This is a genomic window from Gracilibacillus timonensis (assembly GCF_900086715.1).
Classification (GTDB): domain Bacteria; phylum Bacillota; class Bacilli; order Bacillales; family Amphibacillaceae; genus Gracilibacillus; species Gracilibacillus timonensis.
In genome coordinates, this window is record NZ_FLKH01000009.1 from 300,730 (window position 1) to 324,952 (window position 24,223).

The window sequence follows — 24,223 nt, forward strand, 5'->3', positions numbered from 1 at the left end:
CATATACCTCCTTTTGTGATATAATTTTACTGAAAAGGTGGTATTTTTTTATGAGTCAGTATATTTATGGATATGCACGAGTGAGTACTCGTCAACAAGAATTAGCACGTCAATTGGATTTATTAGAAAAATATAATTGTAATGAAGTTCTGACGGAAAAAATGACAGGAACAAAATCAAACCGGCCAGAGTTAAATCGTTTAAAAGACAAGTTGAGACCAGGGGATATTGTTGTTGTAGAAAGTTTTTCAAGATTAGGTAGAAGCACGAAAGATTTAATTGATCTAGTTAATTATTTTGAGGAAAATAATGTGAAATTAATTAGTGTGAAAGAAAGTTTTGACACTACGACTCCACAAGGAAGGTTAATGATGACCGTTTTTCAGGCTTTTAGTCAGTTTGAAAGAGATTTGATAGTTGAACGAACAAAGGAAGGACTAAAAAGTGCTAGAGCAAGAGGAAGAAAAGGAGGACGACCAAGAGTAGCAACTAAGGATATTACAAAAGCCATAAATCTTTATAAAACTGAAGAATACAGTGTAAAAGAAATTGTTGAAATGACTGGTATTAGTAGAGCCACTCTTTATCGATATTTAGATAATGATAAATTAGAGTAACCTAATGGTACTAGCTTCACTTATTGGAAGGAGCTGTTTCTAATGAAAAAAGAACTTCCACCATTGACTTCTTATTCAGAAGATCAAAGACAAAAGGCTATGAATAAATACAATTTAATTGCACCATATCTTAACCATGAGAAAAATTTGAAAACTATTGCTCAGGAATCTGGTGTTTCAAAACGAACACTTCAATATTGGATTAGTAAGTACCAGCAATTTGGATTAATTGGTTTGATTCGAAAGAATCGAACAGATTCAGGAATCTTTAAAGTGGAAAAAGAAGTACAAGAAGAAATTAAGAATTTAATACTTAGTCACAAAAGAAATTCAGTCACTTCTATTCATAGGAAGATTTGTGAGATATGCAAAAAGAATAAGTGGAAGCAACCCAGTTACTATCAGGTTTATACTATCTCAAAGTCTTTATCACCAGGACTAAAAAAACTAGCCTATGAAGGGAAAAAAGAATATCAAAACACTTATGATTTAATTCACCGACGAGAGGCTAATTACCCTAATGAGATATGGCAAGCTGATCATACCCCATTAGATATAATTGTTTTAAATGAGAAAGGAAAACCAGAAAGACCTTGGCTAACAATTATTTTAGATGATTATAGTCGAGCAGTTGCTGGATACTTTTTAACTTTTCAAGACCCGTCTGCTATACAAACATCTTTGGTCTTACACCAAGCAATATGGAGAAAAAGAAACCTCGATTGGCAAATATGTGGTATCCCCGAAAAGTTTTATACAGATCACGGAAGTGACTTTACTTCCAATCATTTGGAACAAGTAGCTATTGATTTAAAGATTAATCTAGTTTTCTCTACAGTAGGGGTTCCAAGAGGGCGCGGGAAAATAGAAAGATTCTTTTCAACCATTAATCAATTGTTTCTACAAGATTTACCTGGCTATTTCGGAAATCAGAATAGCACTGCACTTCTTACTCTTAAAGAACTTGACGATAAATTATCAAATTTCATCATATATAACTATCATCATAGGGTTCATGGTACAACAAAAAAAGAACCCATTAAAGCCTGGAGTAATTCTGGATTTCTCCCTAATATGCCAGCTAGTTTGGAATGTCTAGATTTATTATTATTAAATGTAGCAAAACCAAGGAAGGTTCATTCGGATGGTATTCACTTCCAAGGTTTAAGGTATATAGATACAAACCTAGCTGCATATATTGGTGAAACAGTCATTATTCGTTATGATCCAAGGGATATCGCAGAGATTCGGGTGTTTTATCAAGATAAATACTTATGCACTGCTGTTTCCCCTGAAATTTCTGATTACCAAGTAGATTTAAAAGATATTGTTTCAGCACGAAATAAAGTACGAAAAAACCTCAAGAACCAACTTGATACTGGAAGAACTGTTGCAGAAGAAATAGCTTTATCAAAGCAAAAAGATTTCGAGAACCAGTCGAATAAATCTGATTCTAAAAAGTCAAAACTCAAGAGGTATTTCAATGAATAAATCAAAGAAGTTTATTGAAACAAAAGAATATAAAAGATTTGCAGAGTTTTGTGATGCGTGTATCAAATATAAATATATAGGTATTTGTTATGGTCTGCCAGGTGTAGGAAAAACATTATCCTCAAGGTATTATTCAAATTGGGACTCCATCCAAAAACAAATAGCCTATAAAAACGCAAAGGAAATCGGTGCGAATGCAGATGAAAAGATTCTTGATGCTAGAACGATTTTTTATACAGCCCCAGCAGTACGGGCTACTAAAATGACAGATGAAATTCATAGTATTGGAACTAGAATGGGTATGGTTAGAACTATGTATAAAGTACTTAACAGAGGTGAAGAAGAAGAGTATTCTACTAGTTCGTTTGAAGAAATTGACCTGATTATTGTTGATGAGATAGATCGACTAAAAGTGCAAAACTTAGAGCAACTAAGGGATATATATGATCGAAATGATATAGCAATGATATTAATCGGAATGCCTGGAATTGAAAAGAGATTGGCTCGATATCCCCAACTCTATTCTAGAATTGGATTTGCTCATGAATTTGATAAACTCAGTAAAGATGAAACCCATCATATCTTGGAGTTTAAATGGGAAGAACTAGGACTTTCTATAAAACTTGAGGACTTTTCCGATTATGAGGCAATAACTAGCATCATAAAGATTACTGGAGGAAATTTTAGGCTTATACAAAGATTGTTCACTCAAATTGAAAGGATACTTGAAATTAATAATCTTGAAACCATAACAACAGAGGTTGTTGAAGCTGCACGAGACAGTTTAGTAATCGGAATCAAGTAAGCATTAAAAAGCTATCTTTTAAAAGGAGATAGCTTTTAATAATTTATAGTGCAAAATAGCACATAAAACAGGTGCAAAATAACTCCTAAAGTGACAGGTGGAGGAGAAAGCAATTGATAAAAAGAATAATCATAGGATTTTATATGCTCTTATTTGGTTTGTGTTTTCCTAATGTTTTGTCGGCGACGGAAAGTACTACACCATCGGGGATTGCGATCACAGATTTGAAAGAATTTGTCGATGATTATGTCAGCGCATACATCGGAGAAACGATAGCTGGTGCTGCGATCATTGTCTTAAAAGATCAGGAAAGCTGGAAAGAAATCAGCTCACAAAAATGCAGAAGCTGGTTATTGGCTAACTTGTGTGAGTAGTATCTTGTTTATAGCATGGTTGATTAGCTGGTAGCTGTATGCACTGTGATGATATATAAATACGAGAGTATTTGTTATGGAAGGAGATATAGTAATCTCTCTTTATTATGTGAAACGTACCCTGCAACAAATATCTTCATATCTACCCCTCGTGTATGTTTTACCATTTTTTCTCATATATTTCACAAAGCTCATCCAATACTATCCACTTATCCATTCAGAATAAAACATAAAAACATCAAATCTGACCAATATTGATGTTGGAAAGAAGTAAATTGTTGAACTAATATATATTGAACACTATTATTCATTGAATAATAGTAATCATTGTGTTATAGTATATGTAATCAACTGATTCAGAAAGAGGGTGCTTTCCATGAATGCACAATTTAAAAAGGGAGTGCTGGAACTATGTGTATTAGTGCTGCTGGATAAACGAGATTTTTATGGATATGAATTGATTAAACAGATTACCGAAAATATTGAAATCTCTGAAGGCTCGGTGTATCCCGTGTTACGACGCATATTAAAACAAGGTTACTGTACCACTTACCTTACCGAATCATCAGAAGGACCGAGCAGGAAATATTATCATTTAACGGAAGAAGGAAAGTTGTATTTGCAAGAGCAGAAAAAGGAATATAAACATTTTACACAGGGAGTTAATACGTTAATGGAGGAGGATGAAAATGAATAAGCATACGTTCATGAATGAATTGAAATATTACTTAAAAGGCTTACCTGATGAAGAAAAAACAGAGATCATACAAGACTTTGAAGAATATTTTGACATAGGGAAAGCAGACGGGAAAAATGAGGAAGATATTGTTCAATCATTAGGATCACCACAAAAGCTAGCCAAGGATCTGCAGGCCACTTATTTGGTAGAAAAGGCCAAAATAGACCGTTCTGCCGGTAGTATCTCCCGAGCCGTTTGGGCAGTAATCGGCCTAAGTTTTTTCAATTTACTGATTGTGCTAGGCCCATTTTTGTTTTTTGCAACACTTATTTTGAGCCTTTGGGTGATGACGCTGTCTTTAATCTTGCAAGTTGCGATGCCGCTTCTTACCTTGGTGATCAGACCTGACTCCTTTTACATGTTTGAGCTATTCTTTTCCATTACGGTAAGCGGTATTGGTGTCTTGCTGTTATTAGCTGTCTATCCGCTGACACGAGTTGCTGGAGCGCTGTTCATTAAATATCTTTCATTTAATATCCGTTTAGTAAAGGGAGGAACCGCTCATGAATAAAGTGAAAATAATTCTTATTATAGCTGGTATGTTACTGATCGTAGGCGTTATTGGTATGGTGGTTACCTTTTCTCCTTACTACGAGGCTGGTAATATAGAGGAATCCGAAACAAAGAGATTAGCTGAAGAAGATATCAGTGCCTTGCAAATAAAGGCAAGAAATACCAATATTTATTTCCAACCAGCAGGAGAGACCGAACCGAGAATAGAATATACTGCCACAGGACGTAATGTGGAGCAGGAAACATTTGAACATTTCATGGATGGAGAAACACTAATCATCGAGATAAAGCGAAAATTATTTAACTTCTTTAAAGTGGATTTATTTTTCCAATCCACGTCTACTTTACATGTTTTTCTCCCTGCAGAGGAGTGGGAAAATATCGAGGCTTCTACTATTAACGGTAGCTTGGAGGGTGAACGGATTGACGTTTCTGCTCTGAATGTCCACTCTACTAATGGCAGGATTATGCTGGATTCAATTAGTGGGGATATCGAGGCACAAACAACGAATGGCAGGATTGATATTACAACAGAGTCCTTGGATCAATCCATGGATTTAAAGACGGTCAATGGGGGAGTAACAATTCATTCTAATCAAAAACCAAACAATGTGGTACTAGATTTGCGTACAGTTAACGGTTCTACCAAAGTTTTTGGTACAACAGATTGGGATTCGATGTATGGCAATGGAGAGCATTTGATCAAGGCGCGTACGACAAATGGTTCCATTAGTATTGAATAACAAACATGCGTGAACATAAGAAACAGCCCGACAAGCCTAAGTCGGGTTGTTTCTAACATTCATTTTCCATCGTGAAAGGGAATTTGGTTATGTTTATTTCGAAACAAATGTATTACCTGTGATCCAGAAACGATAGGGATAATCTTTTGCCTCTCCCGAATTGTTTACACCGATCCGTGGTCCACTTTCAACTTTTGTTGGCTGCTTTCCTTTCGCAAGAAAAAGCGGCAGCTCTGTAAAAGTACGACCATAATCGTCTATGTTAATACCTAGTGCTTGGGTGAGTTTACCCGGTCCGCTGGTCAATTGCCGAAGTTGCTGCACAGGCCGGCGTTCCAGCATGTGCTCAATCCCAGTGTAAGGCTCTACCGCGCGAATTAAGACACTTTCCGGGGATTCTTTTTCCCCGCTGACCACATTAATTAAACAGTGATTATGGATCAAATGAGTGTAAACATTTCCAGCCTCTGTATATAAAATTTCGGTTCTTTTGGTTCTGCGCTTGCCAAAGCCATGAGCAGCTCGGTCTGTACTTCCTAGATAGGCTTCTGTCTCGACAATGAATCCTGAACTAGTTCCTTGATCGGTTTGTTTGACCAAGATACAGCCAAGCAAGCTTTGTGCCAATTGTAAAGTAGGCTGCTGATAAAAGGAGACAGGCAGTATTTTGAAATCAATAGCTTGTTCCATGGTATACACTCCTTATACTTGATATACCCATCTTCTTTGGATGATATGCATAATCTCGATAGGGGGGTAGGTAGTATAGAATCATTTGGACAGTCTCGCATTTTCAAAGAAAAACCGTTATCAGGACGTCTGATAACGGTTTTGATAATGTTAGACGTGATACAGGTCACTAGTTTGGTCCCAAAAGCGTTGCTGTGCCATCGCTTGTGTAAATGCGGATCCAAACGGATGCTCTGTACCAATGATCACACCAGGCATATCTTTGATAGCCATTTCCTCAAGCAGATGAACCACTTCTTTTCTAGCGCTTATCGGCTTGAAGTGTGTGTACGTGGTTCTGATAAATTTACGAGCTTGACGATAGAAAGAGTCATTTGCTGCTGTACCACCAACGAGGTATACGCCATCATAGCTTAAAGGCGAATCAGTGAGGAAGTTTTGATCGACTGGATAAGCATATCCGGCGTCGCTACTAACCTCACCAAGATGGACGCTGATAATTACTAGATGCTGTAGTGAGTTTTGATCGTCAACAATTTTTTACCTAAGTTCGAAATCATCTCGTGATTATAGCCATCTCTAATAAAAGGGTTTAGCTGTTCTTTTTTTGTTGCTATTTTTATGATCACACATGAATTTGAAACTCCTTTCCATAGTAACTCTATGTTGTATTTTGCCAAGCAGTTTCAAAACTATGCAAAATAGATATGGAAGCATAAAAAAACTACCCTCCTTCGATGGATAAGAAAGAAAGGCAGCATATAGGGCGCTTCAAAAAATAAAACGGATAGAAGCCATGCAGATAATTCCGAATAAAACAGTAAATGAGAGGCTTTTCGTCCATAATGCCATAAAAAGTGTTGGGATGATCGCGAGGAGTACATACCAATTAATTGTCAGCAATCCTTCGCCATCTTGTATAAAACTATCAACGATAAGCGCCGTAAAGATGCAGATAGGTATAAAAGACAACCATTTAGTAACCACATCCGGAATGTCCAGTTTTCGCACAGCAATGAACGGAATAATTCGTGGAATAAAGGTTACCACAGCACACCCTAAAATAATTAGTAAAATGGATAGATCCACACTCATTTATCTTTCCACACTCCAATCGTTGCCACCAAGACAGTGGATAAAATAATCGCTATATAAGAAGGCACAAAGAGGGATAATACCAACATCGCGATAACGACGTATACAATTAAGGATAAATAAAGCCTCAATTTTGGTTTTTTAATATTTTCCAGCTGTAATACCAGCAAGGCCAAGAACATAGCCGTTAAGGCAAAATCTAAACCGAATACTTCTGGAGAGGCAATCCATTTCCCAAAAACAGCCCCCACAAGACAGGATAGAATCCAGCACAGATATGCTGTAAGATTTAATCCGTTCATCCATTTATCATTAATAGGTTCGCCACGAAAAATTTTATTAGCGGCCACTCCAAAGGATTCATCGGTAACAAGGGTGCCAATCCCCACATTTTTTAATAAAGAATAAGATTTGAAGTGAGGTGCTAATGTCATACATAATAATAAATGCCGTAAATTAACAATAAACGTAGTAAATACAACAACCAAAAAAGGAGTGCTCGTAGCAAGCAGAGCCGAAATAATAAATTGAGCAGCACCGGCATAGACCAGTATCGATAACAGGCCAACTTCCATGATACTAAGGTTAGAAGCAACACCGACGATTCCAGCTGCGATCCCAATACTTATGTAGCCTATTAATGTGGGGACACAATCTTTTACCCCTTGTAAAAAGGTGAGTTTGTTTGTTTCATTTGTGGATGAGTCAAGGGATGCTTTCATCGTTTTCCTCCTTGTTTGTTATATTAAATATTTGTATGGTATAATAAACAGAAAAAGGAGTCAAGCGATCTACTTATGGATTCTATTCAAGAAATCATCTCTCATAATCTTCTTCATATTCGGAAAAAAAGAGGATTAAGTCTGGATAAGACAGCAGAATTAACAGGTGTCAGTAAAGCTATGCTGGCTCAAATAGAGAAAGGAAGGACCAATCCAACCGTATCTACCTTATGGAAAATCGCAAATGGTTTACAAGTGTCTTTTTCGACGTTTATGAAAGAACCTGAAAATCAAAAGGTGGAAAAAATAACATTAGATCAATTGAAACCGGTACAAGGGGATACGGAACAGTACCTTGTCTATTCCCTTTACCCCTTCCATCCTGACAGGAATTTTGAAATTTATATGATTCAGATCCAACCCGGGTATATACATGTCTCAACAGAGCATTTAGGCGAAGAATATATATTGGTTCAGAACGGTGAACTGACATTACAACTTCCGGATCAAACGTTTGTACTAACGAGTAATGACAGTTTGAAGTTTCGCGCGAATATCGAACATCGTTATATGAATAACACGAACACAGTGGTCAGCTACTATATGATTATTTATTACAGCGATGACCACAATTGATCAGAGAGTTTTTTTCTGTTGAAAACTAGCAACAGCTGCCTTGATTGCCGGTTCCATCTCCCTGCTTTTTTTAAAGATTAAATAGATGGATTGTGATGGAATAGGGACGCTGCTTTGGCATGTGATAGCTTCCAGATAGTCACCATAAGCAGATTCCCTTACTTCATTATCTGAAAGAAATCCAATTCCTTTTAAATCAATGATAAATTGGAACGCTAAATCGCTATGTCCCACTTCCAAACTGGGTTTGATGCTTTGCTTGTTTTCGTTTTCCAACCATGCTTGAAATGAATGTCCCCAATTTAGATATACCCAAGGCAAATTCTTTAAGTCTGAAACACTTGTCGGTTTACAAATGTTTATATCTTGGTGTTGGTATAAAGAAAATGTATCCTTTTGAATAAGGACAGAGGATAACTCTTTACTCATCGGTTTATTATACACAATGCCAAAGTCTATTGAACCATCTAACAAATGTTGGATCACCAAAGGAGAATGATCGGTTTTTAAATGAATGTGTGTATGCGGTTGCATCAGATATAGTTCCTTAATGACCTGTGTATTCATCTTTCTCCATAGTGAATACGCAGCAGAAATCGTTATTTGAAAACCTTCTTCCGCTGTTTCACTGGCCACTCTTTTGGTTTGTTCTCGTAAATCCATCTGACGTTGCAGAAGTGGCAGTAGTTTATCGCCCATGACCGTTAATTGAATATTCCCTTTATTTCTTTTGAGTAATGGCTGTCCGTAAAATGCTTCGATTTGCTGAATTCTTGCAGTTATCGTGGACTGTGTCACATGAAGTATTTCCGCTGTTTTGGTAAAGTTTTTTAATTCTACTACTGTTAGAAAGGTTTTTAATTGTTCATCATCCATTAGACTATTCTCCCATCGAAAAAATCAATCGTAACTATTTAATGATTCGTTTTGTCTATTATACTAGTTCGTGTTTATAATAGAAACAAAGGGGGAAGAGAAATGGCGGTAAAAGAAATTCTCTTATTGGGAAATCCGAAACTTCATGAAACAAGCTCTGTGGTGGAAAAGCATGAACTGGCTGATTTTATGCCAATTATCGAAGATCTTCATGATACCTGATACCCTAATGGATTTTAAATCGAAGTATGGCGCAGGTCGTGCTATTGCCGCACCACAAATCGGGGTAATGAAAAGAATCATTTACATGTATATCGACAAACCTGTCGTATGTATTAACCCCGAATGGGAGATAAGCAATCATGAAAAGATGGAGGTATGGGATGACTGCATGAGTTTCCCAGACCTGTTAGTGAAAGTGGAGCGCTATAAGGCCTGTACGATGCAATATCGTGACCGCGATTGGGAGAAGAAGGTGATACAAGCTACAGGTGATCTTTCAGAATTACTTCAACATGAGTATGATCATTTAGATGGTATCCTGGCAACCTCAAGAGCTGTCGATGACCATTCATTTGCACTTCGTTCACAAAAACATGGAAAGGGGAACTACGAATGACACAACGAATCAATTATTTTAAAATGATGCCTGAGGTCGTGAAAATGATGAGGGAAATAGAAAAATATACCAAAAAAAGTACAGTTAGCAAAAAGCTGCAAGAATTAATGAAGATTCGAGCTTCACAAATCAATGGCTGTGCCTTTTGTCTAAATATGCACACGGTTGAAGCAAGGAAACTAGGTGAAACAGAACAACGCCTATATTGTATTAGTGCTTGGAGGGATTGTACGTTTTATTCAGAACAAGAAAAAGCAGCATTAGCGTTAACGGAACAGATAACGCTCATAGCAGAAAATCATGTATCAGATGAATTATATCATCATGTGCGTCAACAGTTTACTGAGACGGAATATCTAGATTTACTTGTCTTAATTAATCAAATTAATAGTTGGAATCGGCTTTCTATTGCAACTGGTATGATGGCAGAATAGCTTCAATCAAGTGAGATGAACAGTTAATATATTTTCATAAAATAGCTAGTTCACTCGTCCTGTATCCTGGAAAAATGCAGTCGTTTACAGTTACGGTTTGCTAGAATTAAAAAAGTCAAAATTAGCAACTACTTACCATCTATCAAGTAAGTTTAAGCTCAAGCTTGTTTTATTAGGAAGAATGATACACGTATCTCTGTAAAATATTGCTGCTAAACCATTTGTTAAAATGAATGATTTGATATAATGTTAACTAAAAGGAGGAATGAATATGTGGCATAGCAATAGATTGATGAAGGCGCTAGGTATTCGTTATCCCATTATTCAAGCAGGTATGGCTGGAGGCGTAACTACTCCGGAATTGGTTGCAGCCGTTTCTAATGCCGGTGGACTTGGCACAATTGGTGCTGGCTATTTGAATCTAGAACAGACTCGTGCAAGTATTCGTAAGGTAAAGCAGCTGACAAATAAGCCTTTTGCGGTTAATTTGTTTACTCCGGAAACTCCGGAAGTAGTAGAAAAGGATGTAGCACAGGCCAATGAATGGCTTCGTCCTTTTCGCGAAGCTTTACATATTTCTGAAATTCCAGAAGTAAAAGAAGAACACGCTATCATTTTTGAACAGCAAATCCAAGTTTTGATAGAAGAAGAGGTTCCTGTCTGCAGTTTTACATTTGGAATTCCTGATGCCGACCTTCTGCAACAATTAAAAGTAGAGGATATCTTAGTGATCGGAACGGCAACAACGGTAGCAGAAGCAAAAGCTAATGAAGATAGCGGGATGGACATGGTAGTCATGCAAGGAAGTGAGGCCGGCGGTCATCGTGGCACATTTCTTGGTAGATTTGAAGAGGCGATGATTGGGACGATGGCGCTTATTCCACAAGCGGCCGATCAGGTAACTATTCCGTTGATTGCAGCAGGAGGGATCGCGGATGGTCGAGGTGTCTTAGCCTCTCTTATACTTGGTGCACAGGCAGCTCAAATAGGAACCGCCTTTCTTACTTGCGCGGAAAGTGGTGCAAATGATCTGCACAAGCAAGCTGTTTTGAATAGCAGGGAGGATCAGTCCATGCTCACCTCCTCCTTTAGTGGTAAACCAGCCAGGGGTATTCAAAATGATTTTATGATCAAAATGAAAAAATACGAGCCAGATTTTCCACCATATCCGATTCAGAACACCCTGACCAAATCGATTCGTCGTTTAGCAGGACAACAGCAACGAACGGAATGGATGTCACTATGGTCTGGTCAAAATCCCCGCACATGTCAGGGGCAATCCGCCAAAGACTTGCTAGATGATATGATTAGACAAATCGAGCACATGGCAAGCTAAAGATTGGTTTGGGCAGTCATAGCAATACATATGGACTGCCCTGTATGGCTATTCAAATTGGTTGCTGCCATACAACGATAAATCTTCCTCATTTATTTGGTAGATAAGAGATCCGATAGTTTGGATACGTGTTTTATTCAATCGCTGCAAAAAAGCAATAAAATGTATTTTCCACTCGTCTTCTGTATCTACTTCCTCTGTCAAAATCACTGAAAAATCCTCCGTACGTTCACGTAATAGCTCATAAAAAACAATTTTGGATAAAATGGCTAACTCAATATTCTCAAGTGCATCAAAAAAAACAGCATATTCCTCGTCAAACAAACAATGTGCGTCTAATATATCCAAGTAATCGTACAAAGAAAAAACCCGTTCGCGGATACGTTGTACTTTTTCTTCTGTCTGATCCATTTCCATCACTTGATCTACCAATTGGCGCATTTGCTGGTCACTCATGCGATCATTGGCATGTAATATAAGGCTGATATTTTTTTCGGATTGATCGATCTCCCTGATAATTAAACGATCGAAGCTGCCGATTTCGACTGCATTATTTACTCTCTGTACTAATTCATCTCGGTACTTATTGAGATAATGCGTAAGCTCCTGATCGGTTTGTAACGTTTTTTGCAGTTGATCGGTTGCCTCGTGTAGGAGTGCATGTCGTTGGCTTGGGCGGCACTCCATTAACATTTGGTTCAATTGATTAAATTGCCCCTCTGTTATCTTGACAGAGTTAGCTTTTCCTCCAGATAGTAAAGAGAACACGGCATTGTTCACCACTAATTCGAACAGATTAAACAATTCTATTTGGTAATGGCATCGATTTATTTTACCGAAATTTGTTAATATATAGATTAAATCTTCGTGCAAGAAAAGCTGGCAGAATTTTGTCTCTAAATGTAACCGTTCCAGATATTGTTTGATGTAAAAAACACCTTGTAATTTCATATCATCCATGGCTAACGGATAATCTATACTAGCCATGGTGTTTTGAGCCTCGAACATGATATTATAGTGCTTCAAAAATACGGGTAACGATTCATCAATCGTCATCTGATAAGCATCGACAGGGATATCAAGCTTGCTCTTTTTCACTTTTTGGTAAAGCTGTTTCGTTTCCTCAAAGTAGTGATGTAGTAAGACAATTCCTTTTTCGTGTATCTCTCTTATTGGCTTCTTCTTTAAATGAACGATTGCTTCTTCCGGATATTTGCATTCAAAAATATAAGTATCCATGGCATATAATAAAGATGCCATCATCCCTTCTGCTGTGTCTGTGGAAACAGAGGTACTTTCACCTTGCGTATGCCGATGTATTAATTGTTGTAGCACCTGTAATATTCCTAATTGAATCTGATTGGCCTGTTCACTAGTAATGATACCGGTACGCAGACCTTCCTGCAGCAGCGACACCGTAAATTGATTTCGTTTTAATCTTGATCGATTCATAGTTATGGGGGAAACGGAGTGGGATGTGTTACGTGATTTCATTATTTATTCATCACCTTTCCAGCATGAGTCAATACGCAGTAAATCCATTCTGAAATCCTCTGCAAATCTTTCCGTCTTGCTTCGTAAAAGCTCCAATGATCCAGCACAGTCTGTATTATAGTAGTCACTCATTTGCTGAATAAGCATTTTGTCTGCCATCTTATCTTCCGTTTCATTTTTAAGGTAATAAAAAATTTCTTGCAATTCGTTCAGTGTTGCAACGTAATGCGCTTGATCGATATAGGGGGAAGCAGAAAAAACGCTAATCAACTCTTTTAATACATCGGTGCTCAGTTCAATCCTTGCGTGATCGTGTAACACTTTATTTCTGGCAGTCAGTAATGTTTTGACCTCATTTGTTGAGAGTTCTAGTCCTCGCTCTTTGGTGGTTTCATTTAAGTGGACTAGTTCTTTCACTGTTTTAGAAGATGGTGATAATGGAACGGTACGCAATATGTCAGATATATTCACAATGGATCTCCTTCCACAAAAAATAGGATTCCCCGGCCAGGAGAACCCTATTATACACGTTATTTTATTATTAGTAAATTATAGCATAAATGAATTTTTTTGTCAAGTATTTGGATTGGAAAAGGGGAGACTGCTATTAGTGCTGTGGTAAACATTATACATGCATTTATTTTGATTGTGCACTTTGTAGACGTTTACGGGCAGAATGATGTTGGGAGCCTGCAGGGATGTGCCTGATCGCTTTTCCTAATCCAAACTGTGGCATATTTCGGTAGATGGATTCATAATGACCGCTTTTTATTTGATATGTCTCGTGATAGAACCCTACGGCATCATTATCGGCCATCTTTTTATTGAAATTTTTCCAGGCGGTTACATGTTTTTCTCCTTTGGCATAGGAGAGCAAATCTTCCGTGGAACGCCAATATTGAACCATCAAGGTAGTACGCAGACCAAAATAGGTTTCCACCGAAAGAAATCCTAATTTTTCTTGGTTTTCATATAATTCTTTAATCATACCAGGCATCGCGGAAAAAACGGGTCCCCATTTATGAATTGCATATCTCTTATTGATGCGCATGCCGATGATAAAAACAATGATATCCTGATCATTTTCCACGGTGTATCTGCCGGTGTATACTTGCTTCCCCATATATGATTCCTCCTTTAGTAATTAGTATTATTAAAGTTCTTTCAAGGTTGCTTCACACCAAGCGATAGCAGCTTCTGTCGTTCTTTTTCCATACTCTAATGTGAATAGCCAATATCTTGCATCCTTTAGGTTACTGTCATGTGCTGAGATGATCTCTTCAATTCCTTCATAGGTTTGATACAACTCAATTAATTTTTGATGATAATCCTTCAATAAATGAGTCGTTTGTGCTGGTGTTTGATGGTTGCCAAAAAACAGTTTTAACAGTACTTCATTTCGTTCTACCGGTAATTGTTGTATTGGTTTTTCCAGCCATTCCCGCAATATCTCCTTCCCTTTTTGGGTAAGGTGGTATGCCTTGCGGTCTGGTCTACCTGAGTGAGCAGTTATGTCTATCGTTGCCAACCCGTCCTGTTCCAGTCTTTTTAACGTTGGATAAATTTGACCATAGCTGATTTTCCAAAAATGATGGAGGCTGTTATCAATAAACTGCTTTATCTCATAGCCTGATCGGTATTCGGTTGTTAAAATGCCAAGTATCGCATAAGTGGTATCATTATATGCCTTCATTAGGTCACTTCCTATCAATATGATATATATCTAAATGATATATAAAGTATACATGATTTTCTTTGAATTGTAAAGTCAGATTTTTTAAAACATAATTTGATCTACTGAAAAGGACGAAAAGTTTCAGAAAGATCGATTGATCACGAGCTAACCTCTTACTTTTAGAGATCAGGAGATCAACGAAGCGCTGATAAGTCACGTAAGGATACCAGTCCACTTCAATGGATTACTATGATATTTCCATACGTATTGATGGAAGTATGATACAATGGAGGCAATGATGAAAGTGATAAAGGAGTATTGTATGCCAATTCGAATCCTATATGAAGATAATCATCTGTTAATGGTAGAAAAACCGGTTAATATTCCGGTTCAACAAGATAACAGTAATGATCCCGATCTTTTCAATATGGTAAAACAAGACATTAAAGAGCGCTATCAGAAGCCGGGGAATGTATATGTAGGCTTGGTGCATCGCTTGGATCGTCCGGTTGGTGGCGTGATGCTGTTTGCCAAGACCTCCAAGGCAGCGTCCCGTCTTTCTGACTTGATCCGACGAAACGAGTTGGAGAAGACTTATTTGGCGATTGTACGAGGGACTCCACCAACAAAAGGAGAATGGGTGGATTTCCTGAAGAAAGATCGTAAACAAAATAAAGTTTTTGTTTCGACTAAAAAAGATAAAGAAGCGAAAAAGGCGCTGTTAGATTATCAATTACTGACAAGTGACAAGGGATTAAGTTTAGTAAAGATTCATCTACAAACCGGAAGACCACATCAAATTCGTGTGCAATTTGCTTCCAGAGGTTTTCCGCTGTATGGAGATCAAAAATATGGACAACAGGTGAATCAGCATGGTCAGCAAATCGCCTTATGGGCTCATCAGTTGCGTCTGGTTCATCCTGTGCGAAAAGAGGAAATGGGAATATCTTCTTTTCCACCTCGTGACTATCCATGGACTGAGTTTTGGAAGGAGTTGCATTAAATGAATAACAAATTTCGTATGCCACTATTGATCGCATTGATAGCCATGATGGTTTTAGATATGTCGGGTATTATTCGTGTGCCTGCTATTGTGATTATTCTCCTTATTGTCGGATTATTAGCTTATAATATTTCTATTAGGCAGCGAGGTGCTAAACCGCAACAGCGAAACAAGAAAAAATAAGCAAGAACAAGGAGCTAACCAAAGTGTTGGTTCTTTTTTTATGAGTTAGGAAAGCTCATAAACCTTGATATAATAAAAATTGAAATGATTTTGACCTTGAACGAATCGGCAGCTCAGCAACTACCTTAAGTGGTCGGAAAGAACCGGACGGGGTTAAACTTGGCATTTTAGTAAACAAATAAAATGATTGGTTACTAGAATGTCACCAACTGTCCAACTTTTTGAATAAAAACACAACAAGTGTCTTTACACATGTATATAAATGTGTATAATTAAGGACATGACAAAAAAAGAAAAGGTGAGAGCGCTGAATAAAAAAGAGAAACGTTGGGGATTAGTTATTTTGATTCTTGTTTTGTGCAGTTTTGTGATGCCTTACACAATCTTTCGAGAGGTGACAACATGGTATGGGAGCTTTCTGTTATGGACCATCTTGGCAGTCGTTGTTATCGCCATTAATGTCAAATTAACAGAAGATTGGAGTGAGGAAGAATGAGCGCAACATTAATTTGGTCAGCTATTATTTTATATGTCGTCATTGCGATTGTGATTGCGATCATTTCCCGTCGTGGAAAAAAGCAGAGTATGGTCAGTTATTTTATTGGTGATCGTAAATTAAACGGCTTTGTTTCCGCAATGAGTTATAGTGCTACTACATATAGTGCGTTTATGCTTGTCGGATTAGCTGGCTTAACCTTTAGCGGTGGTGTGGGTGCCTATGGTTTTGAGATTATTTATCTTATGGGAGTATCATTGGTTGCCATTTTTGGACCAAGGTTTTGGTTAGCTGGTAAGAAATATGGTTATGTTACCCCATCAGAGATGTTAGGGGACAGGTATCAGCATAAAGGGGCGTCGGTTGTATCTGCCATCGCCAGCTGTCTTTTCTTGATTCCTTATAGTGCTGTACAATTAACAGGGATTGGCTATTTGCTTCAAGGTGTTACAGATAATGCGATTAGTTATACAACGGGTGTGGTCCTTGCGACGATACTAGCCCTAATCTTCACCTATATCGCAGGCATTCGTTCCGTTGCTTGGACGGACTCATTACAGTCGATTATGATGATTATTACGTCAACGATTGTCGTTTTATTATTGATTAACCACTTAGGAGGTTTTCAAGGATTTGTAGATTCCGTGAAAACGAATAATCCACAAGCCTGGTCTGTTCCAGGAAATGGTTTTTTTCAGTTTTGGACCTTCCTTGGTTTGACGATTCCATGGTTTTTCTTTAGCATTTCGAATCCACAGGTAAGCCAGCGCTTATTTATGCCAGCTTCCTTAAAAAGCATGAGGTATATGTTATTAGGTTTTATGATATTTGGCCTTATTTATACAATTGTATCTGTAGTATGGGGCTTTTCCGCTTCGGTCATGTTCTCTGATTTAGAGAATCCGGATATGGCAACTCCGATGTTATTATCATCAGAAGCTATTCCGCCTATCTTAGGCGTGTTGGTGATGATTGGGATTATGGCAGCAGCTATTTCCACAATTGATTCGATCTTGCTAACCCTGTCATCCTTATTTTCTAGGGATATTTATGCTAATGTGAAGCAAGGAACCAAGGATCGGAAACAATTGCTGGTAGGTAAGATCGTCATCCCGGTTATAGCTATTCTTGCTTATTTATTTGCCCAATTACAGCTTGATCTGATTGCTGTGCTGTCCGTTTCCTCTTCGGCTGGTTTAATCGTGGTAGTGCCCGCTATTATTGGAACATTTTTTTGGAAAAGAGGAACAGCAGCGGGTGTGATGACAAGTATTATGATCAGTAGTCTACTAGTGATTTATATTGAAGCAACTGGGGGATTGTTGCTAGGCTTAAAATCAGGTATCTGGGGCATTGTCGTTTCCGGTATTTTATTTGTAGGGGTGAGCTTGAGCACGAAAGCACCGGAACAAAAGGCAAACGAGTTTTTAACGTATATTAAAAGCCATATGAAGAAGAAAACATCCAATTAATCGAACCCCTGTATTCATGCTAGAATACAGGGGTATTTCCTGGGCATAAACCGTAGATAGTCATTGCAACTAACATCGATTTTCCTTAAAATAAAGGTAAGGAAATGTGATGAAACACGATAAGTAGAATGGTCATCGTTATCATTCTAGTAAAGCTAAGCAACACAAACCAAAGGAGGAGAACAATGGCAGGTATAAAATATGAAATCATCCAACAAATAGCGGTACTTTCTGAGTCTGCCTCCGGTTGGCACAAGGAAGTAAATCTTATTAGCTGGAACGATCGTTCGCCCAAGTATGATATTCGTGATTGGTCACCGGACCATGAGAAGATGGGCAAAGGAGTAACGCTTACGGAGGAAGAATGGGACGCACTTAAAGAACAACTAAATAAGGCATAACAAAACCCGGCGAAAGTGGCCGGGTTTTGTTTTATATGAAGTATGATCGATCAGATAACAAAATTGAAAATCCGTTACGATATCGGTAGAATAAGAGGTAAGAGAGAGGGGAATGACGATGGATCCATTAGATGTTGTGTTGCAAGTTGATGAAGTGGAGCCACACTTTCAAGCTATTTTTAGTGCGGACAGTCATGAAATTATTGGTTATGAAGTATTAGGCAGGTTGCGACAGCAAGAGCGTACGATTAGCCTAGGGCCTTTTTTCCATGATGCCAACGTACCAGATGACTTTAAGATGGAAATGGATTTAAAGGTGCAACAGCTAGCATTGAATTATTATATGGAACAAAATATTCAGCAACATTTATTTTTAAATATTGGGGCTAATTATTTTGCTACGGATACGGATGATCAATTTCTTAATCAATTATTAGCCTATCAGGAAAAAGGATTGGATTTATCCAAAATAGTGATTGAAATCATGGGACATCAAGCGACCAGTGATATTGATTCCCTATCGCATACCTTGAAGTATTTGCAAACCTTTGGCGTTAAAGTAGTAGTGGATGAATTAGGTACTGGAATGAGTAATGTAGAGGATATCATGTTGATGGAACCTGATATTCTAAAAGTTGACTTAGAGGTATTGCAAAATGAATCGATGTCAACGAGCTTTCATGGAATCATCCATTCTTTATCCCTATTAGCAAGAAAACTAGGGGCAGAATTGCTTTTTAATGGTATTGCTTCTAACTATCAGTTTCATTATGCCTGGCGCAATAATGGGAGGTACTACCAAGGAGATTTTCTTTCTGAGATTAAACCTCATTTTTTAGCGGTGGATGTATTGAAAAAACGATTTCGTTTGGATATTCAGCAATTTATTGAAATCGAACGAACCAAATTAATGGCGAAATATCAGCTGGCAAGGACCTTGAACCAGTTAATCTCTGGAAAAGGGAAGGAAGTAAAGAAGCATAGGTCACTGGATGAACAAGTAGATTACTTGGCTAGGGGATTAGAAGATATCTTTTTTAAAGTATATGTGACGGATGAAGATGGTTTTCAAAAAACTGTCAATCTTATCTATAATGAAGAGGAATGGGAATGGGACAGTTTGGTAAAAGGGAAGAATTGGAGCTGGCGACCTTATTTTATTGAGAACGTGATTCGAATGAAAGAGGAAAAAACAGGTATACTGTCAGACTTATATAATGATATTGAAACAGGTGAACGTATTCGAACTTTTTCTTATCCGCTAGATTCGGATTATTATTTGTTTATGGATATTTCACCAATGTATTTAGATGACCACGAGGATTTATTATGGTGAAACCAATATCATCTTTAATGTATTTTGGCTACAACACCTGCAGCTATTCATCCATTAAAACCATGTCAAAGACCGCTGAACATGATAGAGTTTCAGCGGTCTTTGTCTTAATCTACCTTAAATTGTTTCATCATCTCTTGTAATTCTTCTGATAGCTGTTTTAATTCATCAGAAGTGATCACTAGTGATTCACTCACACGTAATTGTTCTTCAGTCGTGGCAGAGACTTCTTCGCTTATTGCGGAAGATTCTTCTGCTGTTGCGCTGACTTGGTGAATAGTCGAGGTTAGTATCTCTTGAGAATCTCTTAATTGCTGTACAGAAGCGGTTACTTGTTGAATTTTCCCAGCAAAGCTTCCCATATTTTCCCCGACATCATTTAATATCGACTGTGTATCTTCAGCTTGGGTGACTTGCGCCCGGAAACGAGGAGTGGACAGCTCTAATAATTGTAGTGTCTCATTTACCTCATTTACAATCCCAGAAGTGATCTCTTCTACCTTATCAATCGAATCCTTGGATTGGGTAGAGAGTTTTCTGATCTCATCTGCCACGACAGCAAATCCTTTTCCAGCTTCTCCTGCACGAGCGGCTTCTATGGCTGCGTTCAGGGATAGTAGATTCGTTTGTTGTGCAATGCTGGTTAGCATTTCCATTACCTGATAGATTTGTTCCGTACTCTGTTGTAAAATATCGACTTTCGAAACCAAGGCTTCAGTCATCTCTTCACTATCCCTAGTTTGTGTAACCAGTTCATTTAGTTTTTCTAATCCGGAATGACTGTGTTCTAAGACTGCAACTGCCTGTTGTTCCATCTCAATATTATTTTGATAAACCGTTTCTGTTTCGTCATGGATACTGGCAGCCAAGTTGTTTCCTTTTTCAGCTTCGTCGGTTAGTCCCGTTGCGCCGCTAGCAATTTCTTCTGAAGCGAGTGCAACCTCTTTGGCAGACTGTGACTGTGTATTGGAGACTGTCGCTAGTTCGGAAGCTGCATCTAATACTTGATTGGCTGATAGCCTTGTCTGTTTCATCATGGTTGAAATATTACCTAGCATAGCATTGAAACTCGTCGATAATTCCCCAATCTCGTCTTTGCGCTTGGATACATCGGAACGAACGGTTAAATCTCCCTGCTTCGCCGATGACATTAAATGAGAAATTCGATCAATTGGTTTTGCAATATTCTTCACAATACTTCCTGCAATGATGATCGAAATGATAAGAGCAAGCAGGACAATTCCTAATGTGATATAAAAGATATTGGTGGTATCCTTGGTTAGTTCCTGTTTGGAAACATCACCTACCAAATACCAATCTGTCGCTTCTGAAGGAGTGTAGAATACTAATTGATTATCAGATACTAAGTTATTACTATCTGCTTCTTTCGGAATATCATAACTATACGGTTCCGCTACTTCATCTGAATCAAAAGAGAAAACAATATTATTATTGGCATCAATCATCCGAATTAAACCGCTTTCTCCGAAGGTAACATCCTGAAAGGCTTCCTCAAAAACGATGGTTTGCATTTCTACAACCATCAGATAGTCTTTTCCGCCAATCTTTAAATTTTGTCCGAAGGCAACCGTCGGATCATCTTTTCTAGTGGAAATTCCCTGTTTTAAACCACCAATCCAATAGGTACCCGCATCATTCTCAGCGGTTTCTTGATACCATTCCGTTTCAAAAACAGTAGACTCTTCAATGGTTTCTGTTGAAGAGATCATAAATTCTTTATCAGTATCAAGTAAATAGAGATCTACATTGCTATCTATCATTGTTATTTGTGTTAAGGCATCATCGATGGTTGATTTTAGATTATAGTATTCAAAGTTATTCGTATCGTCATATGTATCCATTTGGTTTAAGGTATTGCTGAAATTATCTGCCATCAGTATTTCTGTGACACGGTCTTTATATTGCTTCATTAAATAATCTAGTTTGTCACCTGATTGAATAATCGTTTGCTCTTGTGCTTCTGTCACCTTATCTTCAATAATTTGATTAGAGATAAAGTAAGAGGCAATACCTACTGCCAATACACTCAACATCACAGTAGATAGAATACTGACGAGAATTTTTGTACTAAGTGAGTCTTTTTTGGAAACGTTTGAATTTTTGAATGTTCTTTTTTTCTTGGTTTTTGTTTTTTTGGGCAGGCGCAGTTTGCTAGAAAAGGTGCTCCATCCTTGCTTCGCCTTATTTCCCCAACGCTGAAACTTTTTCTTCATTTTATTTCCTTTATCCTCCTTTAAACGCGAATTTGTGATTAATAAATCTGAAAATATAGTTCTAATTAATTATATCACGGTCTGTTTGATTTAACTACATAAAATGACAAATAAATAAAAATACCTATATATTATTTAAAGGAGAAGAAGATTCTATGGCTAGCGCACGAAAGGGATTTTACATATCTTAATATGAGTACAAAGCTCAGGTGACAGGGATTTTACTACCTATATTATTACATAAGAAAAACCGGGGAATTTCCGCCCGGTTCTTTATCGACCACTCAAAGTAGTTAATGAACTGCCGATAAGATGGATGATGTAAAGTAGCCAGACCATTTATTCCATAAAATAAAGTTGATTGTTTGTCAGTGCTAGGAAACGCTCCGGAAATAGCTTCCGCTTCGATGCACAGGACGTGCAAGTGCAGGCGTTACGACAGGAGGTCGTGATCTTAGCCTGCGAACCTTCATGTCAAGGCTTTAGCCTCCTCGTCAGCAAAGATCGCTTCCTGCGGGTCTTCACACTGCGCTTTTCTCGCAGGAGTCTTCACCTATTTCCTCCGCTGGGGTAAAAGTACTACAATCGAATGGCTGCGAGAATGAAGCGTTCCAGACACTATATTTCTGCCAATAAGTAAACCACGTAACCTTTTTCTGAGAACGATTCGATCCTACGTTATGGCTTTTATATTTATACCATGATCCATTACGCAGCCGAAGAATCAGTTGACGATTTTCTCCTTTTGCTACAACCCGGTCTTGGTACCTAGAACGCTTCATTTTTGCAGTGATAACCGATGTAGTACTTTTACCCTAGCGGAGGGGATGTGCGGAGACTCCTGTGGGACCAGGACGAGCTGAAGATCCACTTGTAAAAGCGCTCTTCTTTTGCAAGTTAGCTGAAGCCGGCCCCGCGGAAAGCGCAGCATATTCCCGCCGCGCTCGCCTAGCACAAAAAAACGGGCAAACTCACCACTAAAGAAAGCAAACTCCTTTACATCATCCATCTTATCGGTACTCTCGTTCATTCAAGGTCAAAATCATTCCAAGTCCTATTATATCAAGGATTATAAACTTTCCTAGCTTATAAAAAACAATCCCTATTCGAAATAGGGATTGTAGGGATAGCTTTATTTACAAGAGTCTCCTTCACAGAAACTTCCTGGTTCCATCTCAAACGATTTTTTGGTTTCTTTTTCGGTTTCGGCAATCTTTTCGATAGCCTGCATAAATGTTTCAACCGGCTGTGCCCCAGAAATAGCGTATTTATGATTGATCACAAAAAAGGGTACACCGGTAATGCCCAATGATCTTGCCTCTGCTTCATCTTTACGTACGTCTGCTGCGTAATATTCCTCGTTATTAATGATTTGCGCTACCTCATCTTGATGAAAGCCTAACTCCTTTGTAATCGCCATTAATGTATCTGCGTTTCCAATATCCTTGGATAGTGTAAAATAGTGATATAAGACGGATTCTACATAGGCCGTTTCCTTATTAACAGAAGCAGCGTATTTGCTTAAGCGATGGGCAAGAAATGTATTACCTGGTTTCATCGTATCAAAAACAAAATCAAGCCCGATTGCCTTGGCTTGTTCACCAATTTGTTCGTTGGCTTGCTTTGCTTGAGAGGCTGTCATATTATATTTTTCAGCTAATAGATCATGCATGTTCTTTCCACTATAGGGCGGAGCATCAGGATCTAATTCAAAGCTTTTATGTGTGGTAGTAATATTTAAGTCTTCAGGAAAACGCTCGATTGCTTGCTGTAAACGTTTCGTACCAATATAACAGAAAGGACAGGCAAAATCGCCCCATATTTCAATCTGCATCTAAAACACCTCACTTAAGTTTCATTCCTATTTTGCCACAAATATAACAGGCAAGAAAGGAATCTGCTTAATGGAGATAAAAGTCATCTAATAAAAATGTAAATCCTGATATCTCACACTCTAAGGTTATATCATTGGAAGGGTTTGAAGGAGATGATAGGGAATACATCTCATTTTATCATATAGCAATTGCCTGCAAGACGACTACTGCAAAAAAAGAGGGAGATAATGGGTATTATGAGCAGATGGAACAGCCAATTGTAATTGAGGAAAACATCCTAATCCACTAAATGAAGTTTCCTTACTGGTTTTTATTTATCATTGTTTATTGTGTTATCTTGATCTTGATCAGATATTTTGTCGATAATTTCTTCTGTCATTTCTGCATAGCTCTTGTTTTTGAAA

Annotated in this window: 28 protein-coding genes; 17 read left to right on the forward strand and 11 right to left on the reverse strand. The window is 37.9% G+C overall.

Annotated features, from left to right (window positions below; all coding sequences use genetic code 11):
• The first annotated feature begins 50 nt into the window (after positions 1 to 50).
• The 7 genes from BN6556_RS03615 to BN6556_RS03645 all read left to right on the forward strand — a co-directional run bounded on the left by BN6556_RS03615 (position 51) and on the right by BN6556_RS03645 (position 5,282).
• Positions 51 to 617, forward strand: a complete 567-nt coding sequence (locus BN6556_RS03615; protein WP_066187253.1) for a recombinase family protein — start codon at positions 51 to 53, stop codon at positions 615 to 617.
• A 42-nt stretch (positions 618 to 659) separates the two neighbouring features.
• A complete protein-coding gene (locus BN6556_RS03620; protein ID WP_066187254.1) occupies positions 660 to 2,108 on the forward strand; it encodes a Mu transposase C-terminal domain-containing protein in 1,449 nt (482 codons plus the stop codon).
• Positions 2,101 to 2,913: an AAA family ATPase gene (locus BN6556_RS03625; protein ID WP_066187256.1), complete on the forward strand. Its 813-nt coding sequence runs from the start codon at positions 2,101 to 2,103 to the stop codon at positions 2,911 to 2,913. The genes BN6556_RS03620 and BN6556_RS03625 overlap by 8 nt, the downstream gene beginning before the upstream one ends.
• Before the next feature lie 113 nt (positions 2,914 to 3,026).
• Positions 3,027 to 3,287 (forward strand): hypothetical protein, encoded by a 261-nt coding sequence (locus BN6556_RS03630; RefSeq protein ID WP_066187258.1) that lies wholly within the window; start codon positions 3,027 to 3,029, stop codon positions 3,285 to 3,287.
• Between the two features lie 376 nt (positions 3,288 to 3,663).
• Entirely contained in the window at positions 3,664 to 3,984 is a 321-nt protein-coding gene (locus BN6556_RS03635) for a PadR family transcriptional regulator (RefSeq protein WP_066187260.1), read from the forward strand.
• Positions 3,977 to 4,537 (forward strand): HAAS signaling domain-containing protein, encoded by a 561-nt coding sequence (locus BN6556_RS03640; RefSeq protein ID WP_066187262.1) that lies wholly within the window; start codon positions 3,977 to 3,979, stop codon positions 4,535 to 4,537. The genes BN6556_RS03635 and BN6556_RS03640 overlap by 8 nt, the downstream gene beginning before the upstream one ends.
• On the forward strand, positions 4,530 to 5,282 hold the full coding sequence (locus tag BN6556_RS03645; protein ID WP_066187264.1) for a DUF4097 family beta strand repeat-containing protein: 753 nt from the start codon (positions 4,530 to 4,532) through the stop codon (positions 5,280 to 5,282). Before BN6556_RS03640 ends, BN6556_RS03645 begins: the two co-directional genes overlap by 8 nt.
• Before the next feature lie 93 nt (positions 5,283 to 5,375).
• Here the strand turns inward: BN6556_RS03645 and BN6556_RS03650 are convergent, their stop codons facing one another.
• The 4 genes from BN6556_RS03650 to BN6556_RS03660 form a co-directional block, all read right to left on the reverse strand.
• Positions 5,376 to 5,972 (reverse strand): DNA-3-methyladenine glycosylase, encoded by a 597-nt coding sequence (locus BN6556_RS03650; RefSeq protein WP_066187266.1) that lies wholly within the window; start codon positions 5,970 to 5,972, stop codon positions 5,376 to 5,378.
• Between the two features lie 150 nt (positions 5,973 to 6,122).
• Positions 6,123 to 6,509, reverse strand: coding sequence for a type 1 glutamine amidotransferase family protein (locus tag BN6556_RS22030; RefSeq protein ID WP_161485668.1), 387 nt, complete (start codon positions 6,507 to 6,509; stop codon positions 6,123 to 6,125).
• Between the two features lie 234 nt (positions 6,510 to 6,743).
• Positions 6,744 to 7,067 (reverse strand): AzlD domain-containing protein, encoded by a 324-nt coding sequence (locus BN6556_RS03655; protein WP_066187268.1) that lies wholly within the window; start codon positions 7,065 to 7,067, stop codon positions 6,744 to 6,746.
• Complete coding sequence (locus BN6556_RS03660; protein ID WP_066187270.1) at positions 7,064 to 7,789, reverse strand: AzlC family ABC transporter permease; 726 nt, start codon at positions 7,787 to 7,789, stop codon at positions 7,064 to 7,066. Before BN6556_RS03660 ends, BN6556_RS03655 begins: the two co-directional genes overlap by 4 nt.
• Before the next feature lie 75 nt (positions 7,790 to 7,864).
• Here BN6556_RS03660 and BN6556_RS03665 point away from each other — a divergent pair, with 75 nt between their 5' ends.
• A complete protein-coding gene (locus BN6556_RS03665; protein WP_066187272.1) occupies positions 7,865 to 8,425 on the forward strand; it encodes a helix-turn-helix domain-containing protein in 561 nt (186 codons plus the stop codon).
• Here BN6556_RS03665 and BN6556_RS03670 read toward each other — a convergent pair whose 3' ends face one another.
• Positions 8,426 to 9,301, reverse strand: a complete 876-nt coding sequence (locus BN6556_RS03670; protein ID WP_066187274.1) for a LysR family transcriptional regulator — start codon at positions 9,299 to 9,301, stop codon at positions 8,426 to 8,428.
• 172 nt (positions 9,302 to 9,473) lie between these two features.
• Here BN6556_RS03670 and BN6556_RS03675 point away from each other — a divergent pair, with 172 nt between their 5' ends.
• The 3 genes from BN6556_RS03675 to BN6556_RS03685 all read left to right on the forward strand — a co-directional run bounded on the left by BN6556_RS03675 (position 9,474) and on the right by BN6556_RS03685 (position 11,690).
• Positions 9,474 to 9,920 (forward strand): peptide deformylase, encoded by a 447-nt coding sequence (locus BN6556_RS03675; protein WP_205410309.1) that lies wholly within the window; start codon positions 9,474 to 9,476, stop codon positions 9,918 to 9,920.
• Positions 9,917 to 10,354: a carboxymuconolactone decarboxylase family protein gene (locus BN6556_RS03680; RefSeq protein WP_066187275.1), complete on the forward strand. Its 438-nt coding sequence runs from the start codon at positions 9,917 to 9,919 to the stop codon at positions 10,352 to 10,354. Before BN6556_RS03675 ends, BN6556_RS03680 begins: the two co-directional genes overlap by 4 nt.
• Positions 10,355 to 10,625: 271 nt before the next feature.
• Positions 10,626 to 11,690 (forward strand): NAD(P)H-dependent flavin oxidoreductase, encoded by a 1,065-nt coding sequence (locus BN6556_RS03685; protein ID WP_066187277.1) that lies wholly within the window; start codon positions 10,626 to 10,628, stop codon positions 11,688 to 11,690.
• 48 nt (positions 11,691 to 11,738) lie between these two features.
• Here BN6556_RS03685 and BN6556_RS03690 read toward each other — a convergent pair whose 3' ends face one another.
• From BN6556_RS03690 to BN6556_RS03705, 4 genes are all read right to left on the reverse strand, one after another.
• The gene (locus BN6556_RS03690; protein ID WP_066187279.1) at positions 11,739 to 13,184 is read right to left on the reverse strand and encodes a DUF6179 domain-containing protein; all 1,446 of its coding nucleotides are present in this window, start codon (positions 13,182 to 13,184) and stop codon (positions 11,739 to 11,741) included.
• Positions 13,185 to 13,187: 3 nt separating this feature from the next.
• Positions 13,188 to 13,655, reverse strand: a complete 468-nt coding sequence (locus BN6556_RS03695; RefSeq protein ID WP_066187281.1) for a DUF6323 family protein — start codon at positions 13,653 to 13,655, stop codon at positions 13,188 to 13,190.
• A 166-nt stretch (positions 13,656 to 13,821) separates the two neighbouring features.
• Positions 13,822 to 14,307, reverse strand: a complete 486-nt coding sequence (locus BN6556_RS03700; RefSeq protein ID WP_066187282.1) for a DUF4188 domain-containing protein — start codon at positions 14,305 to 14,307, stop codon at positions 13,822 to 13,824.
• 30 nt (positions 14,308 to 14,337) lie between these two features.
• Entirely contained in the window at positions 14,338 to 14,877 is a 540-nt protein-coding gene (locus tag BN6556_RS03705; RefSeq protein WP_066187283.1) for a PadR family transcriptional regulator, read from the reverse strand.
• 304 nt (positions 14,878 to 15,181) lie between these two features.
• On the opposite strand from BN6556_RS03705, the gene BN6556_RS03710 reads away from it, so the two are divergent.
• From BN6556_RS03710 to BN6556_RS03735, 6 genes are all read left to right on the forward strand, one after another.
• Positions 15,182 to 15,862 carry an RluA family pseudouridine synthase gene (locus tag BN6556_RS03710; protein ID WP_066187419.1) on the forward strand — a complete coding sequence of 227 codons (681 nt, stop codon included), beginning with the start codon at positions 15,182 to 15,184 and terminating at the stop codon, positions 15,860 to 15,862.
• Positions 15,863 to 16,045, forward strand: coding sequence for a hypothetical protein (locus BN6556_RS03715; protein ID WP_066187285.1), 183 nt, complete (start codon positions 15,863 to 15,865; stop codon positions 16,043 to 16,045).
• Positions 16,046 to 16,325: 280 nt separating this feature from the next.
• Positions 16,326 to 16,541, forward strand: coding sequence for a hypothetical protein (locus BN6556_RS03720; protein ID WP_066187287.1), 216 nt, complete (start codon positions 16,326 to 16,328; stop codon positions 16,539 to 16,541).
• Positions 16,538 to 18,013 (forward strand): sodium:solute symporter family protein, encoded by a 1,476-nt coding sequence (locus tag BN6556_RS03725; protein ID WP_066187289.1) that lies wholly within the window; start codon positions 16,538 to 16,540, stop codon positions 18,011 to 18,013. The genes BN6556_RS03720 and BN6556_RS03725 overlap by 4 nt, the downstream gene beginning before the upstream one ends.
• Positions 18,014 to 18,198: 185 nt before the next feature.
• The gene (locus BN6556_RS03730; protein ID WP_066187291.1) at positions 18,199 to 18,414 is read left to right on the forward strand and encodes a YdbC family protein; all 216 of its coding nucleotides are present in this window, start codon (positions 18,199 to 18,201) and stop codon (positions 18,412 to 18,414) included.
• Positions 18,415 to 18,532: 118 nt separating this feature from the next.
• The gene (locus tag BN6556_RS03735; protein WP_066187293.1) at positions 18,533 to 19,750 is read left to right on the forward strand and encodes an EAL domain-containing protein; all 1,218 of its coding nucleotides are present in this window, start codon (positions 18,533 to 18,535) and stop codon (positions 19,748 to 19,750) included.
• A gap of 107 nt (positions 19,751 to 19,857) precedes the next feature.
• On the opposite strand, the gene BN6556_RS03740 is transcribed toward BN6556_RS03735, so the two are convergent.
• Positions 19,858 to 21,984 (reverse strand): methyl-accepting chemotaxis protein, encoded by a 2,127-nt coding sequence (locus tag BN6556_RS03740; protein WP_148436653.1) that lies wholly within the window; start codon positions 21,982 to 21,984, stop codon positions 19,858 to 19,860.
• Between the two features lie 1,132 nt (positions 21,985 to 23,116).
• On the reverse strand, positions 23,117 to 23,818 hold the full coding sequence (locus BN6556_RS03750) for a DsbA family oxidoreductase (RefSeq protein ID WP_066187300.1): 702 nt from the start codon (positions 23,816 to 23,818) through the stop codon (positions 23,117 to 23,119).
• Between the last annotated feature and the right edge of the window lie 405 nt (positions 23,819 to 24,223).

Bases quoted from the DNA above. Each gene is read 5' to 3' on its own strand.
- BN6556_RS03615 (WP_066187253.1), top strand. From the start codon at position 51: ATGAGTCAGTATATTTATGGATATGCACGAGTGAGTACTCGTCAACAA.
- BN6556_RS03620 (WP_066187254.1), top strand. From the start codon at position 660: ATGAAAAAAGAACTTCCACCATTGACTTCTTATTCAGAAGATCAAAGA.
- BN6556_RS03625 (WP_066187256.1), top strand. From the start codon at position 2,101: ATGAATAAATCAAAGAAGTTTATTGAAACAAAAGAATATAAAAGATTT.
- BN6556_RS03635 (WP_066187260.1), top strand. From the start codon at position 3,664: ATGAATGCACAATTTAAAAAGGGAGTGCTGGAACTATGTGTATTAGTG.
- BN6556_RS03640 (WP_066187262.1), top strand. From the start codon at position 3,977: ATGAATAAGCATACGTTCATGAATGAATTGAAATATTACTTAAAAGGC.
- BN6556_RS03645 (WP_066187264.1), top strand. From the start codon at position 4,530: ATGAATAAAGTGAAAATAATTCTTATTATAGCTGGTATGTTACTGATC.
- BN6556_RS03650 (WP_066187266.1), bottom strand. From the start codon at position 5,972: ATGGAACAAGCTATTGATTTCAAAATACTGCCTGTCTCCTTTTATCAG.
- BN6556_RS03655 (WP_066187268.1), bottom strand. From the start codon at position 7,067: ATGAGTGTGGATCTATCCATTTTACTAATTATTTTAGGGTGTGCTGTG.
- BN6556_RS03660 (WP_066187270.1), bottom strand. From the start codon at position 7,789: ATGAAAGCATCCCTTGACTCATCCACAAATGAAACAAACAAACTCACC.
- BN6556_RS03665 (WP_066187272.1), top strand. From the start codon at position 7,865: ATGGATTCTATTCAAGAAATCATCTCTCATAATCTTCTTCATATTCGG.
- BN6556_RS03670 (WP_066187274.1), bottom strand. From the start codon at position 9,301: ATGGATGATGAACAATTAAAAACCTTTCTAACAGTAGTAGAATTAAAA.
- BN6556_RS03675 (WP_205410309.1), top strand. From the start codon at position 9,474: ATGAACTGGCTGATTTTATGCCAATTATCGAAGATCTTCATGATACCT.
- BN6556_RS03680 (WP_066187275.1), top strand. From the start codon at position 9,917: ATGACACAACGAATCAATTATTTTAAAATGATGCCTGAGGTCGTGAAA.
- BN6556_RS03685 (WP_066187277.1), top strand. From the start codon at position 10,626: ATGTGGCATAGCAATAGATTGATGAAGGCGCTAGGTATTCGTTATCCC.
- BN6556_RS03690 (WP_066187279.1), bottom strand. From the start codon at position 13,184: ATGAAATCACGTAACACATCCCACTCCGTTTCCCCCATAACTATGAAT.
- BN6556_RS03700 (WP_066187282.1), bottom strand. From the start codon at position 14,307: ATGGGGAAGCAAGTATACACCGGCAGATACACCGTGGAAAATGATCAG.
- BN6556_RS03705 (WP_066187283.1), bottom strand. From the start codon at position 14,877: ATGAAGGCATATAATGATACCACTTATGCGATACTTGGCATTTTAACA.
- BN6556_RS03710 (WP_066187419.1), top strand. From the start codon at position 15,182: ATGCCAATTCGAATCCTATATGAAGATAATCATCTGTTAATGGTAGAA.
- BN6556_RS03715 (WP_066187285.1), top strand. From the start codon at position 15,863: ATGAATAACAAATTTCGTATGCCACTATTGATCGCATTGATAGCCATG.
- BN6556_RS03720 (WP_066187287.1), top strand. From the start codon at position 16,326: ATGACAAAAAAAGAAAAGGTGAGAGCGCTGAATAAAAAAGAGAAACGT.
- BN6556_RS03725 (WP_066187289.1), top strand. From the start codon at position 16,538: ATGAGCGCAACATTAATTTGGTCAGCTATTATTTTATATGTCGTCATT.
- BN6556_RS03730 (WP_066187291.1), top strand. From the start codon at position 18,199: ATGGCAGGTATAAAATATGAAATCATCCAACAAATAGCGGTACTTTCT.
- BN6556_RS03735 (WP_066187293.1), top strand. From the start codon at position 18,533: ATGGATCCATTAGATGTTGTGTTGCAAGTTGATGAAGTGGAGCCACAC.
- BN6556_RS03740 (WP_148436653.1), bottom strand. From the start codon at position 21,984: ATGAAGAAAAAGTTTCAGCGTTGGGGAAATAAGGCGAAGCAAGGATGG.
- BN6556_RS03750 (WP_066187300.1), bottom strand. From the start codon at position 23,818: ATGCAGATTGAAATATGGGGCGATTTTGCCTGTCCTTTCTGTTATATT.